At 72.1% G+C, this 16,385-nt stretch carries 16 protein-coding genes; 7 read left to right on the plus strand and 9 right to left on the minus strand.

The genetic code is table 11. The features are described 5' to 3' along the window. The first annotated feature begins 177 nt into the window (after positions 1-177). Entirely contained in the window at positions 178-1,083 is a 906-nt protein-coding gene (locus IEZ13_RS00475; RefSeq protein WP_183215498.1) for a proteasome assembly chaperone family protein, read from the plus strand. A gap of 8 nt (positions 1,084-1,091) precedes the next feature. Here the strand turns inward: IEZ13_RS00475 and IEZ13_RS00480 are convergent, their stop codons facing one another. Together IEZ13_RS00480 and IEZ13_RS00485 are read right to left on the minus strand one after the other, a co-directional pair. Next, the gene (locus tag IEZ13_RS00480) at positions 1,092-1,550 is read right to left on the minus strand and encodes a GNAT family N-acetyltransferase (RefSeq protein WP_229794372.1); all 459 of its coding nucleotides are present in this window, start codon (positions 1,548-1,550) and stop codon (positions 1,092-1,094) included. Next, positions 1,547-1,696, minus strand: coding sequence for a hypothetical protein (locus tag IEZ13_RS00485; RefSeq protein WP_183215500.1), 150 nt, complete (start codon positions 1,694-1,696; stop codon positions 1,547-1,549). Before IEZ13_RS00485 ends, IEZ13_RS00480 begins: the two co-directional genes overlap by 4 nt. Positions 1,697-1,840: 144 nt before the next feature. On the opposite strand from IEZ13_RS00485, the gene IEZ13_RS00490 reads away from it, so the two are divergent. The 5 genes from IEZ13_RS00490 to IEZ13_RS00510 all read left to right on the plus strand — a co-directional run bounded on the left by IEZ13_RS00490 (position 1,841) and on the right by IEZ13_RS00510 (position 8,144). Then, a complete protein-coding gene (locus IEZ13_RS00490; protein WP_183215502.1) occupies positions 1,841-2,506 on the plus strand; it encodes a hypothetical protein in 666 nt (221 codons plus the stop codon). 213 nt (positions 2,507-2,719) lie between these two features. Then, the gene (locus tag IEZ13_RS00495) at positions 2,720-3,628 is read left to right on the plus strand and encodes a DMT family transporter (protein ID WP_183215504.1); all 909 of its coding nucleotides are present in this window, start codon (positions 2,720-2,722) and stop codon (positions 3,626-3,628) included. Positions 3,629-3,754: 126 nt separating this feature from the next. Next, the gene (locus IEZ13_RS00500) at positions 3,755-4,720 is read left to right on the plus strand and encodes a TolB-like translocation protein (protein ID WP_183215506.1); all 966 of its coding nucleotides are present in this window, start codon (positions 3,755-3,757) and stop codon (positions 4,718-4,720) included. 452 nt (positions 4,721-5,172) lie between these two features. Then, positions 5,173-5,790, plus strand: a complete 618-nt coding sequence (trmB, locus tag IEZ13_RS00505) for a tRNA (guanosine(46)-N7)-methyltransferase TrmB (RefSeq protein ID WP_221244907.1) — start codon at positions 5,173-5,175, stop codon at positions 5,788-5,790. A 371-nt stretch (positions 5,791-6,161) separates the two neighbouring features. Beyond that, positions 6,162-8,144 (plus strand): sensor histidine kinase, encoded by a 1,983-nt coding sequence (locus IEZ13_RS00510; RefSeq protein WP_229794373.1) that lies wholly within the window; start codon positions 6,162-6,164, stop codon positions 8,142-8,144. Between the two features lie 3 nt (positions 8,145-8,147). Here IEZ13_RS00510 and IEZ13_RS00515 read toward each other — a convergent pair whose 3' ends face one another. The 3 genes from IEZ13_RS00515 to IEZ13_RS00525 form a co-directional block, all read right to left on the minus strand. Continuing rightward, a complete protein-coding gene (locus tag IEZ13_RS00515; RefSeq protein ID WP_183215512.1) occupies positions 8,148-8,777 on the minus strand; it encodes a hypothetical protein in 630 nt (209 codons plus the stop codon). A 29-nt stretch (positions 8,778-8,806) separates the two neighbouring features. After that, positions 8,807-10,603 (minus strand): gamma-glutamyltransferase, encoded by a 1,797-nt coding sequence (gene ggt / locus IEZ13_RS00520; protein WP_183215514.1) that lies wholly within the window; start codon positions 10,601-10,603, stop codon positions 8,807-8,809. A gap of 82 nt (positions 10,604-10,685) precedes the next feature. After that, positions 10,686-12,158, minus strand: a complete 1,473-nt coding sequence (locus tag IEZ13_RS00525) for an alpha/beta fold hydrolase (protein WP_229794374.1) — start codon at positions 12,156-12,158, stop codon at positions 10,686-10,688. A 148-nt stretch (positions 12,159-12,306) separates the two neighbouring features. Between IEZ13_RS00525 and IEZ13_RS00530 the strand changes: the two genes are divergently transcribed. Continuing rightward, the gene (locus IEZ13_RS00530; protein ID WP_183215520.1) at positions 12,307-13,389 is read left to right on the plus strand and encodes a PQQ-dependent sugar dehydrogenase; all 1,083 of its coding nucleotides are present in this window, start codon (positions 12,307-12,309) and stop codon (positions 13,387-13,389) included. A 4-nt stretch (positions 13,390-13,393) separates the two neighbouring features. Here the strand turns inward: IEZ13_RS00530 and IEZ13_RS00535 are convergent, their stop codons facing one another. The 4 genes from IEZ13_RS00535 to IEZ13_RS00550 all read right to left on the minus strand — a co-directional run bounded on the left by IEZ13_RS00535 (position 13,394) and on the right by IEZ13_RS00550 (position 16,330). Next, the gene (locus tag IEZ13_RS00535; RefSeq protein WP_229794375.1) at positions 13,394-13,645 is read right to left on the minus strand and encodes a hypothetical protein; all 252 of its coding nucleotides are present in this window, start codon (positions 13,643-13,645) and stop codon (positions 13,394-13,396) included. An 89-nt stretch (positions 13,646-13,734) separates the two neighbouring features. Then, positions 13,735-13,968, minus strand: a complete 234-nt coding sequence (locus IEZ13_RS00540) for a hypothetical protein (RefSeq protein ID WP_183215522.1) — start codon at positions 13,966-13,968, stop codon at positions 13,735-13,737. A gap of 13 nt (positions 13,969-13,981) precedes the next feature. After that, positions 13,982-15,619, minus strand: coding sequence for a sodium:solute symporter family protein (locus IEZ13_RS00545; RefSeq protein WP_183215524.1), 1,638 nt, complete (start codon positions 15,617-15,619; stop codon positions 13,982-13,984). 57 nt (positions 15,620-15,676) lie between these two features. After that, entirely contained in the window at positions 15,677-16,330 is a 654-nt protein-coding gene (locus IEZ13_RS00550) for an HAD family hydrolase (protein WP_183215526.1), read from the minus strand. Between the last annotated feature and the right edge of the window lie 55 nt (positions 16,331-16,385).

A 16,385-nucleotide genomic window follows, 5' to 3' on the forward strand; every position in this document is an offset into this window, starting at 1 on the left:
ACCCATTGTGCGGGGTGCGTGCACGTCCCCCCGCGGTGCGGGTGTTCACCGTCACAGCTGTGCGGCGCGCGTACGGCGTACGAGATGATGCGAGGGGCCGGAATGAGAAACGCCGGCCCGAGGTTGGCAGGGAGAAGCCCGCGTCAGCGGGCGCGTGCTTCGAGAGAGGATCGCAGCGTGCTCGACCCACACGGGCTCTATGAGGTGACCGGTGACCTGCCGGCTCTGGACGGCCCGGTGCTCATCCAGGCGCTCACCGGTTTCGTCGACGCGGGCAGCGCCATCCAGCTGGCCCGCGACAATCTGCTGGAGCAGCTGGAGAGCGAGGTCGTCGCCACGTTCGACCTGGACCAGCTGCTGGACTACCGGTCCCGGCGCCCTCCGATGATCTTCGAGGCCGACCACTTCACCAGCTACGACGACCCGGTCCTCGCCCTGCACCTGGTCAAGGACCGGTTGGGCACACCGTTCCTGATGCTCGCGGGCCCCGAGCCGGACCTCCAGTGGGAGCGTTTCATCGCCGCGGTGACCGGCCTGATCGACCGTCTCGGCGTCAAGGTCACGGTCGGCCTCAACGCCATCCCGATGGCCGTCCCGCACACCCGCCCGGTCGGCGTCACGGCGCACGCCACCGACAAGCGCCTGCTCGGCGAGCACGAGTCGTGGTTGCAGCGGGTCCAGGTGCCGGCCAGTGTCGGCAACCTTCTCGAGTTCCGGCTCGGCAACTCCGGCCACGACGCGCTGGGCTACGCCGCCCACGTCCCGCACTATCTGGCCCAGACCACCTATCCGGCGGCCGCGGAGCTGCTGCTCGACTCGGTGTCGGCGAACACCGGCCTGGCCCTGCCGACCGGTGAGCTGCGGGAGTCCGCCAAGCTGGTCCGCGTCGAGGTGGACAAGCAGATCGCCGACGACGAGCAGGCCACCCGTCTGGTCGCCTCGCTGGAGGCACAGTACGACGCCTTCGTCCGCGGCCGTCAGGGCAATCTGCTGGCCGGCTCGGACACGCCGCTGCCGACCGCGGAGGAACTCGGCGCGGAGCTGGAACGCTTCCTCGCCGAGCAGGGCCGCGACGACAACTGACCGGCGGATCACCGATCGGGCCCGATCACGTAGTGCCGCAGCCGAACCGGGTGGCCGTCGGGTCCGGTCCAGTCCGCGACGGTGGTGTGGGTGTGACGCCAACCGGTCGCCTCGTAGAAGGCGGCCGGCCCGGTTCGCCGCTCGTCCTCCAGAACGTTCAGCGTGAGCGTGCGCCCGTTGCCGGCGGCCCACTCCCGGACGGCGCCGACCAACCGCCCGGCCAGCGAACGGCGGCGGGCGGCCGGGACGACGAAGAGCCGGGAGAGCTCGGCCTCCCGGTGGACGGCCACGTGACCCAGCACCTCGCCGTCCGCGCCGGTCGCCACCCACGAGCACAGCTCGATCTCCGGGGCCAGCCAGCGGAGCGGATCGGCCGGCCAGTTCAGCGGATAGCGGTCCGCCTCGTGAACCGCGCGCAGGGCGGCCACGCAGCGCTTCAGGTCCGCCGGCCGACGGAGCCGGATCACCGGTCCTCCTCGCTGAACGGCTGGAAGGCGTCGAAGTCCGGCTCGACCGGTTCGGCGGGGAGCCGGACCGCCCGGCAGCGCGGTGGGCCCGCGACGTCCGGCCCGCGGGTCCACTCCGGACCCTTCTCGCGCAGCCTTCGGCGCATCTCTCGAACCCGTGCTCCAGAGTGGTCCATCGTCGTCCTTCCGCGTTGGGAATGTCGTACCCGTCGATTAGAATGTATGCACGAAAGAGGGGACCTGAGCTGCGGATCTTCGGCGGATTTCCGCAGCGCGAGTGAGGAGACGACATGACGATCTCGACCACCACCCCCGTGCCCGTGATCCCTCCCTATGCGACGATGCTCGGCTTCACGCGCTATGTCTCCCGCACCGGCCCGGCGAAGGCCACCTTCGTCGGCGGCCTGCGCCGGCAGCGGGAGCGGCGGAGCGGTTTCAACCCGCACGGCCAGCTCGTCAAGGCACTGAAGGCGGACATCGCGTTCCGCACCGGCGGCAGCTACCTCGGCGGCGTCGTCGACGTGGTGAAGGACCGCTGGAAGCCGCTCTACGAGGCGTTGCGCGCCGGCGCCCGCACCTACCTGGCGTCGCTCGGCGACCCGGAGCGGGTCGATCTGGCGCAGACCCGCGACGCCATCGCCACGGTCGGGCCCCTGGCCGTGAAGATCAACCCACATTTCGGCCTGCGCTATGCCGACGGCCGGCGCGAGGCCGTCCGGCTGCACTTCGACGAGGAGCCGCCGAGCGCGGAGGCCGCGACCGCGATGCTGCACCTCATGGCCCGCCACATGGACCAGATCCTGCCCAACGCCGAGCCGGTCCTGGTCGATCTGCGACGGGGTGTCGCCCACCGCATCGACGCGGCGGCCCGTCCGGCCGACGTCGAGAGCTGGCTCGCCGGCGAGGCGGCCGCCTTCACCGCGATGTGGGCCGCCACCGCCGCTCCGGCCGCCTGACCGGTGCCGTTGCCCGGTGTGCTCCCCCACACCGGGCAACGGCGCCCGCCGATGTGGCGTTAGGCTGCCGGGCGTGAGTCCCTTCCCCGGCGTCCTACCGCCGCCGCGCTCCTGACCGGAGCGCCGCCACGCCGGTCAAGTCCTGCTTGACCGGCTGTCTCGCCTTGCGCTCCGTCGCCGGCCCTTGACGACTCACTTCCGCACGGAGCGCATGTGTTCACCACCACTCTCTCGTCCCGCGTCCCGGGTGCCCGGCTGAGCCTGTTGCAGGTCTCCGCCGCCGGCGTCCTCTGGGGCACCACCGGCGTCGTCGTCCAGGTCGTCGCCGAGCGCACCGGCCTCGGCGCCCTGGCCATCGGCTTCTACCGGCTCGCCGTCGCGGCCGCCGTCCTGCTGCTCATCGGCCTGGCGGGCCGCCACCGGATCGTGGCCGCGTTCCGGGCGGCGCCGCTCGCGATCACCGTGGCCGGGGTCGGGCTCGCCGCCTATCAGGCCCTCTACTTCGTGGCCGTCCGTCTCGGCGGGGTCAGCATCGCCACCGTGGTCAGCCTCGGGATCGCTCCCGTGCTGCTGAGCGCATGGGAGACATTGCGCACCCGGCAGCGGCCCGGCGCCGCCGCCCTCGGCGCCTCGGTGGCCGCGATCGCCGGCCTCGTGCTGATCGCCGGCGCCACCGTCGAACCGGGCGCCGCCACCGCGGCCGGTTACGGGCTTCTCGCCGCGATCGGGTCCGGCGTCGTCTACGCGGCGTCCACCGCCGTCAGCCGGCACACCACCCAGGGCGTCGAGCCGCTGACCCTCACCACCCTGTCCTGCGTGATCGGCGCGATCAGCCTGCTGCCGCTCGCCGCGGTCGAAGGGCTGTCCTTCACCCCGCGGGCCACCCCGGTCGCGCTGCTCGTCTACGCCGGGGCGGTCACCACGGCACTGGCGTACGCGCTGTTCTACACCGGGCTGCGCCGCATCGCCGGCAGCGTGGCCGTGGTGGTCACCCTGCTCGAGCCGCTCACCGCCGCACTGCTCGCCGTCGTCCTGATCGACGAGCCGCTCGGCGGCGCCACCATCGTGGGCGGGCTGCTGCTGCTCGGCGCGGTGGCCACCCTCTACCTCGACGCGGACTGACGGGTTCCACCAGATCGGGCAAAATTTTTCCAGGTATCCGCGCGGTAACCGCTTAGGTGCAGCCCGGTTGCGACGATTACCCCTGGTGTAAGCGGAAACTGGCGGATCTCGGGGGGACGTTCGGCCATGAAGAAGCTCGGAAGCGTGGCGCTGGCGGCGGCGATCGGACTGGGCGGCTCGCTCTTCCAGCCCGTGGCGGCGGAGGCGGCGACGACACTGCCGAGCCTGGTCGCCTACGTGCGCGGCGGCGACGTCTACGTCAGCAAGGGCGCCACCGAGAAGCGGCTCACCACCGGCGGCGGTCACGCCCGGCCCCGCTGGTCGCCGAACGGGCAGCAGCTCGCCTACCTGAAGAGCGGCCGGCTCTGGACCATGAAGGCGGACGGCACCGGGCAGCGCCGCCTCACCACCCGCCCGGCGGCCGGCCCGTCCTGGTCGCCGGACGGTAGGTGGATCGCCTTCGCGTCGCTGTCCTGCTCCGGCGGCCCCGGCGTGTACCGGATCGCCGCCGGCGCCGCGGCCGCCAAGCCCGAGGTGCTGTTCCCGCGCGACTGCCGTACCGAGGATCTGCCGGCCGAGCCCACCGCCACCACGAGGGCCACCGGCTCCCTGAACGAACGGCTCCGCACCGACGACGCGGTCGCCTGGTCACCCGACGGAACCCGGGTCGCCTTCCGCGGCGGTGACTGCGAGTCCGTCTACGACTCCTGCCTCACCATCGGCACGGTCGCCGGCGGCGACGAGAAGACGGTCGCGGCCTACGGTGGCGGCAGCCTCCAGAACAGCGGCTTCGCCGTCGTGCCGAGCTGGCGCGCGGACGGCGCGAAGCTCTCCTGGACCGCCTACCAGGAAGGCGAGACCCCCGCCGAGAGCAAGCCGGTCCACGTCATCGAATACGACACCGCCACCGGCGCCAAGCGCACCGTCGGCAGCGCCATGGACCGGGAGCTCGCCTACATCGACAGCGCCCGCGCCGTCATCACCAGCCAGACCAACGGCGGCTCCTGGGTCACCCTCCTCGGCCTGGCCACCGGCGCCCGAACCCCGATCCGCACCGGCTCCCAGCCCAGCGTCCAGCCGCTGCCCCGCTGACCCGTTCATCCGTACGCCGAAAGCCCACCCCAACCGCACTTCCGGGAGAACCGCGGCACCGCGCGAGCACCTGCCACGCAGGCAGGTGCCGCGCCCGCCGGGCTGAGCTGCCCACTCGCTCTCACCGGCACCCCGCCGGCCGCACACAGCGACCCCCGGGTGCGGCCGCACCCGCGTCATAGCGTCAGTCGCCGCACACAAACGCTGTTTCGTGCGCGCTCGCCAGGCCAACCCCGGCCGGCCGGCGAGCAGAGCGCACCCGCCGGAGCCGCGTGACGGCCCGGTGAACCGCGGCGCCCGCGAGCCCGCCCCGGTGGACCGTGCGGCGCCAGCCGCCCGGTCAGGTTTGATTTCGGGTTGGCGGGGTCGGCGTTTTATCGTGGGCCGCCATGAGTGAGACCGGGACCGACGCAGCCAGGCCGATTCGCACCTTTCATCCGCGCCGTGAGCGGATGAGCAGCCGTCACGCGGACGCGCATGCGGCTCTGTGGCCGCGGTACGGGATGACCGTCGAGGACGGGGACCGGTCTCCGCTGGATCTCGTCGCGCTGTTCGGGCGGGAGATTCCGGTGGTGCTGGAGATCGGGTTCGGGATGGGGGATGCCACCGCGGCCATGGCGGCGGCGGATCCGGGGCGGGGCTATCTCGGGGTCGAGGTGCACACGCCGGGGATCGGGAACCTGCTGGCGCTCAGCCGTGATCTCGGGCTGACCAACGTCCGGGTGGCGTGCGGTGACGCCATGCAGTTGGTGCACCGGATCGCGCCGGGGACGCTGGATGCGGTGCACGTGTTCTTCCCGGATCCGTGGCCCAAGGCGCGGCATCACAAGCGACGGCTGATCCAGCCGGGGAACGTCGCCTTGCTCCGGGAGCGGCTCCGGCCGGGTGGGGTGTTCCACTGCGCCACCGACTGGCCCGAGTACGCGGTGGCCATGGCGGAGACGCTCGACGCGGATCCGGGGTTGCGGCGCCTCGCGGCCATGCCGCACGGGCGGCCGGAGACCAAGTTCGAGAGGCGCGGGGCCGTCGCGGGCCGGCCTATCAGCGATCTCCGGTACGAGCGGAGCTGAACCGGCGCTCTGCTCGCGGCCGGTGAGGATTTGCCGGTTTCAACCCTTTCGCGCATCTACGCTGAGGGTGGAGGTCGGCCATGCGGCGAGATGTCCCCGGCGGCGCCGGGCGGTCCGGAAGGGCGCAGGCGGCGGAAGCTGCGGCACTCGCGCACGCGGCCGAACCTCCCGGGGCGAGTCCGGCCGATCCTCGACCGACCGCGTCCCAGGCAGCGTGTCCGGCGGTTCCGAGTGAGGGGCGGCCGGACCCGCCGATCGGGGGATCGGCCGCCGGCGGGCATTCCACTCCGCCGGCGGCCGCTGACCCCTCGCGGGAGCCGGCGGTCGACGGGAGCCGGGCCGAGTTCTTTCCGGCCGCCCTGCACCGGGGGGTGCTGACCAGCGGGTCCGCGGATCAGCTGGCGGCCCTGACGGCGCGGGCCGCGAACGCGCCGAGCGCCTGCATCCAGTTCATCGAAGAGGATCGGCTGAGGCTGTACGGCAGTTGGGGCGTCTCGACGGACTGGGCGGACGTGACCGACACCCGGCTGGAGGACTCGCTCGGCGGGATCGTGGTGTGCGGTGGCGAGCCCCTGATCATCGAGGACGCCCGCCGGGACGAGCGGGTGCCGGACGGGGTGATCGTCTGGGACGACGGCGCCTACCTGGGCTGTCCGGTGTACGACCGGCTGGGGCTGGTTCTCGGGGTGTGCTGCGCCTACGACCACCGGCCGCGGAAGTGGACGCCGGAGCAGGTGACGGCGGTGGCCGAGGCGGCCGAGGTGGCGACGCTGCTGATCGGCGAGCGGCTGGCGCGCCACGAGCTGGAGCGGCAGCACCGGTTCCTGGACGCGGTGCTGGACAGCCTGCACGACGGGGTGACCGCGTGCGACGCCGAGGGCCGGGTGGTGTTCGCGAACGAGCGGATGCGCCGGCTCTGGGGCGATTCGCCGATCGAGGACGTCACCGGGCTGGCCGACATCTCGGGGGTGCCGCTGCAACGGGACGATCTGGGGCTGTTCCGGGCGCTGCGCGGGGAGCGGGTGCGGGATGCTCCGATCGCCGCGCAGGGGCGGGGCCGCCGGACCCGGTACTTCCTGATGGACGCGCAGCCGATCCACGGCCTGGACGGGCGGGTGCTGGGGGCGGTGCAGGCGGTACAGGACGTGACCCGGCAGCGGCGGGCGGAACGGTTCCGCAGCTGTGAGCTGGCCGTCACGACGGCTCTCGCGGAGGCGCCGAGCATCGAGGCGGCCGGGCCGCGGGTGCTGGAGGCGGTGGTCGCCACCCTGGACTGGGTGCACGCCGAACTGTGGATGGTCGGCGACGGGACGATCCGGGCGGCGGCCCGGTGGAGCGCCCCGGGCCGGCCGTCGGACATCTCGGTGCCGGAGCGGCTGGCGTACGGGCAGGGCCTGGCCGGTCGCGCCTGGCAGGTGGACAAGCCGCTGTGGATGCGGGACGTGGGCCAGCCGCAGAGCCTGATCTCGCCGGACACCTCGGCGGGCCTGCTGCACACCGCGCTGGCGATCCCGGTGCACCACGGGACCGGGCCGATCGGGGTGCTGACCGTCTTCGCCGACTCGGTGGAGGATCCGGAGGAGGAGCTGGTCGCGCTGATGTCCGGGATCGCCGCGCATCTGGGGCAGTTCGTGGAGCGGCGCCGGGCGGAGGACCTGCAACGGCAGCTGACCCGGAGCAAGAACGAGTACCTGGCGCTGATCGGGCACGAGCTGCGCACGCCGTTGACGTCGATCAGCACCTACACCGGGCTGCTGCGGTCGGCGGACGAGGCGACCCTGGTCCGGGACGGGCCGGGCCTGCTCGAGGTGATTGAACGGAACACCAACCTGCTACGGGAGATCATCAACGAGCTGCTGGAGCTGTCGGCGCTGAACGCGGGGCATGCGGACGTACGGCGTGTCCCGATGGATCTGGCCGCCGTGGTGCGGGAGGTGGTCGACCGGACCCGGACCGCGATCGACGGCGCGCCGGTGGTGATCGACGCCGACCTGCCGGGTGAGCTGATCGTGCCGGGTGACCGGGACCGGCTGCGGCACATCGTGGAGAACCTGCTGAGCAGCGCGGTCCGGTTCAGCCCGGACGGCGGTCATGTGGCGGTGTCGCTGCGCAGCACCGGGCGGGACGCCGAGCTGGCCGTCTCGGACTCCGCCGCCGACGTGACGCGGGCCGAGCGGGAGCAGATGTTCACCGGGCACTTCCGGACGGCGCGCGGCCACGACCGTACCCTGCCGGGCAGTGTCCTGGGCCTGACGCTGAGCCGGGCCGTGGTGGAGAAGCATCACGGCAGCGTCGAGTTGACCGGCGACGGCACCGGTACGACGGTGCTGGTCCGGCTGCCGTTGACGGAGTAGGCCCTACTCGGTCGGGCGGCCCCGGCGCTCGATCTCCCGCTGGACCTCCGGGTCCCACTCGGACGCCTTCCAGTCCTCCTCGGTGATCAGCGACTTCTTGCCGGACGGGATCGGCATGTCGGTGAGCCGCCGGATCCGGTTGCGGGTCAGCACCACCCCGATGATCAGCACGATCAGGCCGCCGAAGCGCAGACCGGTGACGGCGTACGCGTTCGGCAGCCCGGACAGCACGTAGCTGGCGGTGATCAGCGCGAGGGTGAGGAACAGGGCGCTGTAGCCGGCGATGCCGGGGCCGGCGTCGGTGACCCGGTGGGCGCTGACGATCCAGACGATGGTGCAGACCACCAGTCCGATGAGGCAGACCAGCGCGAGGAACCCGGCGATCATGGCGAAGACCACCATGAAGCCCATCGGGCCCACCCCGGTCGGGTCGGTGGCACCCCGCACCAGCGCGTCCGCCCCGACCGAGGCCAGCACGGCGGTGGCCACCGCCACGATCATGTAGGTCACCGCGAACCGGATCACCCGGCGGCCGGCCACGGCGAACGTCTCCAGCTCACCCTCGTTCACCCGGACGCACCGGTGCGCGCCACCGTCCAGGGACGGCGGCGCGCCGCACTTCGCACAGAGCATGGGGCCGATCCTCCCCCATGCTCCGCCGGTCAGCGCTTCGGGTGGACCACCGCGGCCGCGCCGCCGCCCCGGCGGGTGGGTTCGGCGGTGGCGATGAAGCCGCCGCCCCGGGTGAACTCGATCGCGGTGGCCGCCCCGAGTTCGGCCACGTCCGCGGCGAACGTGTGGCCGAGCGGGGTGAGCACCGGACCGTACTGGTTGCGGAACGCCGCCTCGGCCTGGATGCCGGCGCTGTTGCGCTGCGAGCCGCGCGGCGCGGCCATCGCCTCCGGCAGGGTCATGCCCAGGTCGAGCCGGTTGACCAGCACCTGGAGCACGGTGGTGATGATGGTGGCGCCGCCGGGCGAGCCGAGCGCCAGGAACGGCTTGCCGTCTTTGAGAACGATGGTCGGCGACATCGAACTGCGCGGCCGCTTGCCCGGGCCGGGCAGGTTGGGGTCGGGCGCCGTGCCCTGGGTGGGCGCGAAGTTGAAGTCGGTCAGCTCGTTGTTGAGGATGAAGCCGCGCCCGGGCACGACCATGGTGTTGCCGCCGGTCGCCTCGATGGTGAAGGTGTACTCGACGACGTTGCCCCAGCGGTCGGCGACGGTCAGGTTGGTGGTGCTCTGCCCCTCCTCGACGGCGCCGCCCGCGGTGGCGGTGGCGCAGCCGGAGCCGTTGAGGTCGCCCGGCGCGACCGGCTTGACCAGGGCCGTCGTGCGGTCGATCTCGCAGGCCCGCTGCTCGGCCCACCGGTCGGAGATCAACTTCTTCAAGACCGATCCTTCGGTGTACGCCCCGACGTGCCGGTTCCGGTCGGCGAAGGCGAGCGCCGAGGCCTCCAGGTAGTAGTGCAGTCTGTCGGTGGCGGTCGCCGACGTGGGCAGCCCGGCCTCGATGATGTTGAGCGCCTCGCCGACCGCCGTGCCGCCGCTGGACGGCGTGGACATGCCGTAGACGGTGAGCCCGCGGTAGTCGGAGCGGGTCGGAGCCGGGAACCGCAGCCGGTAGCCGGCCAGGTCGGCCCTGGTGAGCACGCCGGGCCGGATCGGGTACGCCCAGGCGCCCCACGGGTCGGCCGCGACCGGCGGGTGCTGGACCGTCCCGACGATGTCGCCGGCGACCGCGCCCCGGTAGAAGACGCCGGTGCCCAACTCCCCGATCAGCCGGTAGGTGGCCGCCAGGTCGGGATTGCGCTGGATCGTGCCGACCGCGGGCGGCGCCCCGCCCGGCAGGTAGAGCTCCCGGCTCGAGGTGAACTGGCCGAACGCCGCGGCGTTGTCTGCGACATGCTGACGGAACGTGGCGTCGACCTCGAAGCCCTGCTCGGCGACCCGGGCGGCGGGCCGCAGGGAGGCGGCCAGCGAGCGGGTGCCCCAGCGGTCCAGCGCCTCCTCCCAGGTGGCCAGGGTGCCGGGCGCGCCCGCGGAGAGCCCGCTCACCCGGGCCTCGTTGAAGTCGTACGGCAGCCCGTCCGCCGGGTCGATGAAGTACTTGTCGGTCGCCGTGGCCGGCGCGGTCTCCCGCCCGTCGATCGTGAACACGGCCCGTTTCCGGGCGTCGTAGTAGACGAAGAATCCGCCGCCGCCGATGCCGGACGAGAACGGCTCGGTGACGCCGAGCGTGGCGGCGGCCGCGACCGCGGCGTCCACCGCGTTGCCGCCGCGCCGCAGCACGTCGAGGCCGACCGCGGTGGCGGTGGCGTCGACCGTGGCGACCGCGCCTCCGTAGCCGATCGCGGTCGGCTCCTTGACCGGTGTGCCACCGCCGGCCAGGGCCGGTGGGGACGTGACCACGAACCCCAGGGTGGTCAGGGACAGCGCTGTCAGCGCGGGCAGGATCCGCATCGGCCCTCCAGATTGGACAACGTCGGCCATCTATCCCTGCCTACCGGGGATCGGCGCGGCGCACAACCGATCGGCCGACTCCTCATCCGACGCCGAACGGTTTCGGCTCGATCGCCGGGCAGGACGCGCCGGACGCGGGCATGGTCAGCCCGATCAGGTAACGATCGACCGCGCCGCTGACACACGGGCTGTGCGTGTACGCCACATGCCCCCACCCCTGGTAGGTGAGCAGCCGGGCGGCCGGGCCGAGCTGCCGGGTGACCTGCTGCGCCCAGACGTACGCGGTGGCCGGGTCGTACCGGGAGTTGACCACCAGGACCGGCCCGGGGACGGGCGGGATCGGCCGTTGCGGGTTGACCGGGGCCTCGCGGCCGAGGCAGCCGCCCAGGGCCCTCAGCGCGAGCGGCGAGGCGAGCATCTGCGGGGCCCGGACCGCCAGCGCCCGCATCCGGCCCTGGTAGGCGGTGAACCCGTCGACCGGCAGCCACCAGTCCTGGCACATGACCGCCCCGAAGCTGTGCGGGGTGAGGTCGGCCGACTCCAGGACGGGCGCACCGGCCGCCGGCGCGGGCTCGTACGCGTCTTTCAGGTAGTACGCGAACGAGTACCACTGCGGGTCGTAGAACGCGCTGAACGCCGCCGAGATGAGTTCCCAGGCGCCGATCCGGGCCGGCGGGTCGTACGGGTCGACCAGCTTGCCGGCCGTGGCCCGCCGCATCAGTTCCGCCCAGATCAGCTTGATGTCCCGGCCGCGCAGCACACACATGGTGTCCCGGGCGCACCAGGCCACGAACTGGTCGAAGGCGGCCTGCACGGCATCCGCGGTCTGAGTGAGGAAGGCGTCCAACCCGGCGCTGTGGTCCATCACGCTGTCCAGCACCAGCGCGCGCAGCCGGTCCGGATAGCGCTCGGCGTAGAGCAGGCCGAGCAGGCTGCCGTAGGAGGCGCCGTAGAAGCTGATCCGCTGCTCACCGAGGGCGGTCCGGACGGCCTCCATGTCGTGGACCACGCTGATCGAGTCGGCGTGCCGGTAGACCGCCCCGCTGCGGCTCGCGCAGTCGGCGGCCAGCCGGCGGTTGTACTCGCCGGCCTGCCGGAACTGGGCCTCGGTGGTGAACAGGGGCGCCGGCTTCCGGTCGACCAGCGCCTGGTCGCAGAGGATCGGGGCGCTGCGGCCGGCGCCGCGCGGGTCGACCCCGACGATGTCGAAGCGGCGGCGCACGTCGGCGCCGAAGTAGTCGTGGTCCAGGACCAGGTTGGCCGCCGAGACGCCGGGGCCGCCGGGGTTGACCAGCAGCGTCCCGACCCGGGTGGCCTGGTCGGTGGCCGGGCTGCGGGCCAGGGCGATGTCGAGGCGGGGGCCGGACGGCGCGGACCAGTCGACCGGTACGCGGATGGTGCCGCACTGCACCGTGGCGTCCCCGGGGCACGGTTTCCAGACGATCGGCGCCTCGGCGCCCGGCGCCCGGCGGGCGTGGGCCGGCTGTGGGGCGTACGCCAGAAGGGTCGTGAGGGTGAGGATCGCGGCCGTGACCCGCCGTGCCAAAGCTCGCAAAGCCCAGACCTCCGCCCCACGCGGCTCGGCACCACGCGGCCCCATCTTGGGCCGGATCGACCCGGCTGATCCGGCAAACAGCATCATTTACCGCATATAGGGCACATCTCGGCGAGCCGTCTCCGGGAATGCGTGGCAGGGTTGGGGAATGGCATCGATCCGCCGGGCCCTCGCGGCGACCAGTGTGGCCGTTCTGACCGCCTGCTCCTCCAACGGGGAGGCGGTGTCGCCGACGGTGGCGCCGGTGCCGGCCCGCTCGGGTGCTCCGGCGCCCTCGGTCACCTCCCCGCGGACCCCGGATCTCTCCGCGCCGGAGACCGTGGCCACCGGCCTGGACGTGCCGTGGGGTCTGGCCTTCCTGCCGGACGGCACCGCCCTGGTGGCCGAGCGCGACACCGCCCGCATCCTCCAGGTGCGGCCGGGCGGCGAGCCCACCGAGCTGCGCCGGCTCGCGGCGGTCGAGGCCGGCGGCGAGGGTGGCCTGCTCGGGCTCGCGGTCAAGGACGACTGGGTGTATGCGTACTACACGGCCGCCGACGACAACCGGATCGTCCGGTTCCGCAGGTCCGGCGGCGACCCGGAGGTGATCTTCGACGGGATCGCCAAGGCGGGGAACCACAACGGCGGCCGGATCGCGTTCGGCCCGGACGGCATGCTCTACGCCGGCACCGGGGACGCCGGCGATCGGTCGCGCTCGCAGGACCGCGACGACCCGGCCGGAAAGATCCTGCGGCTCACCCCGGAGGGCGACCCGGCGCCCGGCAACCCGTGGTCCGGTTCCCCGGTCTGGAGCCTGGGTCACCGCAACGTGCAGGGCCTGGCCTGGGACGCACAGGGCCGGATGTACGGCATCGAGTTCGGGCAGAACCGCCTGGACGAGGTCAACCTGATCGAGCCGGGGAAGAACTACGGCTGGCCCGAGGTGGAGGGCCGCGGCAGCGACGACCGGTTTGCGAACCCGATCGTCCAGTGGGGCACGGACGACGCCTCCCCGAGCGGGGCCGCCGTCGCCGGCGACACCCTCTACGTCGCCGCGCTCAAGGGCGAACGACTGTGGACGGTGCCGCTCGGCGGCGGCTCGGCGAAGGCCGAGTTCACCGGGAGATACGGCCGGTTGCGCACGGTCGCCGTGGCGCCGGACGGTTCTCTGTGGCTGACCACCTCGAACACCGACGGCCGCGGCGACATCCGCGACGGCGACGACCGGATCCTGCGCTTCCCGGCACGCTGACCGGTCAGCTGTCGAGGGGAATCGGCGGCAGCGACGAGATGGCGCAGGCGTACTGGGCGACCTGCCGGTTGTTGGGCACCACGCCGAAGGACCGGAGCTGGTCCTCGATCGCCTTCCTGACGGCGTCCTCGGACTGACCGCGATGTGTCTGCGTCACGATGTTGACGACGTAGTCGACACGCAGTTGCACCTGCGAGCCCACCGGCGGGCTGCTCGCCGAACCGGCGAGCCGACTGATCGAGGCGAGGGGTCCCATGCCCGGGGTCATCGGTGCACGGATTCCCGTCCTTACGATATGAGGAGCCCGTGCAACCGCTTCGCACCCGGATCACACCCGTCCGGCCCTCAGGTCTCGCGGTCGTCGTCCGCCTCCAGCGGAGGCGGCGGGTTCAGCCGCAGCCAGAGCAGCATCAGCAGACCGAAGGCCAGCATGCCGAGACCCATCCAGAGATTTATCCGTACGCCCTGCGCCTTCTCCAGCTCGGAGGGACCGTCGAGGATCCCGATCAGGGTGACGATCACGCCGTAGAGCACGAACAGGCCACCGATCACCCGCCGTACGTCGAATAGCCTCGCCATCGTTCGGGCCTCCTCACCAGACCGGGATGTACAGGACGAACGCCAGGATCACCGCGATCACCCCGAGCAGCACCGGGTTGCGCCACCACACCCGGTCCTCGACGAGGGTGTCGCCGGCGGTCCCGTAGACCAGACCGCGCAACTCGTCCTCGCTCTTGCCCGGCGTGAACGGGGTGATCAGCGCGGCCACCACCACCGCCGTCACGAAGGCCAGCCCGGCTCCCCAGAAGCTCTGCTCCAGGTCGGAGTTGAACTCGATCACCTCGGTCAGGTGCAGGATGTAGAGCGTGAACGCGGCCAGGAAGCCGAGCAGCAGCGACCAGAACCCGGCCCACGCCGACATCCGCTTCCAGAACATGCCGACGATGAAGGTGGCGAACAGCGGCGCGTTGAACAGGGAGAACAGCGCCTGGATGTAGTTCATGATGTTGTCGAACCCGGCCGCGATGAAGGCGGTGCCGATGCCGACCACGATGCCGCCGACGGTCGCGATCCGGCCCACCCGCACGTAGTGGGCGTCGTCGCGGTCCTTCCGGACGTAGGTCTGCCAGATGTCGTAGGTGAAGACGGTGTTGAACCCGCTCACGTTCGCCGCCATGCCGGCCATGAACGACGCCACCAGGCCGGTCACCGCCACCCCGAGCACACCGTTGGGCAGCAGGTCACGCATCAGCAGCGGGATCGCGTTGTTGTACGTGTACGCCCCCTCGTCCGCCCCCAGCCCCTGCACGGTGACCAGGGCGATCAGCCCGGGGATCACGGTGATGGCCGGGATCAGCAGCTTCGGGAAGGCGCCGATGATCGGGGTCCGCCGGGCCGCACTCATGTCCTTGGCGCTCAGGGCCCGCTGCACCTCGGCGAAGTTGGTCGTCCAGTAGCCGAACGACAGCACGAAACCGAGCCCGAAGACGATGCCGATCCAGCTCGCCCCCAGCGGGTTGTCGGTGCCGCCGGTGTTCGACCAGGTGTGCAGGCCGGCATCGCCGAGCGGGCTCTGCCGGACCTTGTCGAACAGGCCGTCGATGCCACCGACCTTGACCAGGCCGATGATGGTGATCGGCAGCAGACCGGCCACGATCACGAAGAACTGGAGCACCTCGTTGTAGATGGCCGAGGAGAGGCCGCCGAGCGTGATGTAGGCCAGCACGATGAAGGCGCCGATCACGATCGACGTCCAGAGTGGCCAGCCGAGCAGGGCCTGGAGGATCAGCGCGAGGGCGTACAGGTTGACGCCGGCGATCAGCACCTGGGCCACCGCGAAACTGACCGCGTTGAACAGGTGCGTCGGCCGGTTGAAGCGCAGCCGCAGGAACTCCGGGACGCTGCGCACCTTGGAGCCGTAGTAGAACGGCATCATCACGATGCCGAGGAACACCATGGCGGGCACCGCGCCGATCCAGTAGTAGTGCAGCGTCATCAGGCCGTACTGGGCGCCGTTCGCGGCCATGCCGACGATCTCCAGGGCGCCCAGGTTGGCCGAGATGAAGGCCAGACCGGTCACCCAGGCCGGCATCGACCGGCCGGAGAGGAAGAAGTCGGCGCTGGAGCGGATCGCGCGCCGGGCGGCGAACCCGACCCCCAGCACGGTGACGAAATAGACCGCCAGAATCAGATAGTCGACGAACCCCACGTCGAGCCGGAGTCCCGCCACGGGCCACCTCCCTCAGTGGCCGCGGTCTACCCCGATCGACGGGCTTTCACACCACCGTCACAGGGCGGCGATCGCCTCCGGCGTGACCTCGGTGATCGACTTCACCACCAGACGGGCTCCGGCCAGCGCGTCCGCGGCCGGCGGGTAGACGCCGTGCGGGACGGCGATCACGGTGAGACCGGCCGCCGCGGCCGAGCGCAGACCGTTGCTGGAGTCCTCCACGGCGGCGCAGGCGCCGGGGGTGAGGCCGAGTTTGCCGACCGCCTCGAGGTAGACGTCCGGCGCCGGTTTGCCACGCGGCACCTCCTCGGTGGAGAGGGTCACCTCGAAGGCACCGGTCAGCCCGGCGGTCTCCAGCACCTGGTCGATCAGGATCCGCGCCGAGGAGCTGGCCAGAGCGAGGCGGTAGCGGGCGCCGAGCGCCCGGACCGTCTCGACGGACCCGGGAATCAGTGGCAGGGCTTCGCGGTAACGCCCGGCCATCCGGCCCAGGACGTCCGCGGCGACCTCCGGAGCGGTACGGGGGACGCCCACCTCGTCGGCCAGGTGCGCCGACCACTCCCCGGTGCTCATGCCCATCATCCGGTCCTGGCTGTCGGGCCGGAACTCCCGCCCGTGCTCGGCCACGTAGGCGCGCCGGACCTCCTCCCAGACCTCCTCGGTGTCGATGATGACCCCGTCCAGGTCGAAGACGACCGCCTCGATGTTCACAGCTCCTCCACCGGCTCGCACATCGATCACCCTACCCAAACGCTTCTGTACGCTC

The sequence above is a fragment of the Actinoplanes campanulatus genome, assembly GCF_014647795.1.
Classification (GTDB): domain Bacteria; phylum Actinomycetota; class Actinomycetes; order Mycobacteriales; family Micromonosporaceae; genus Actinoplanes; species Actinoplanes campanulatus.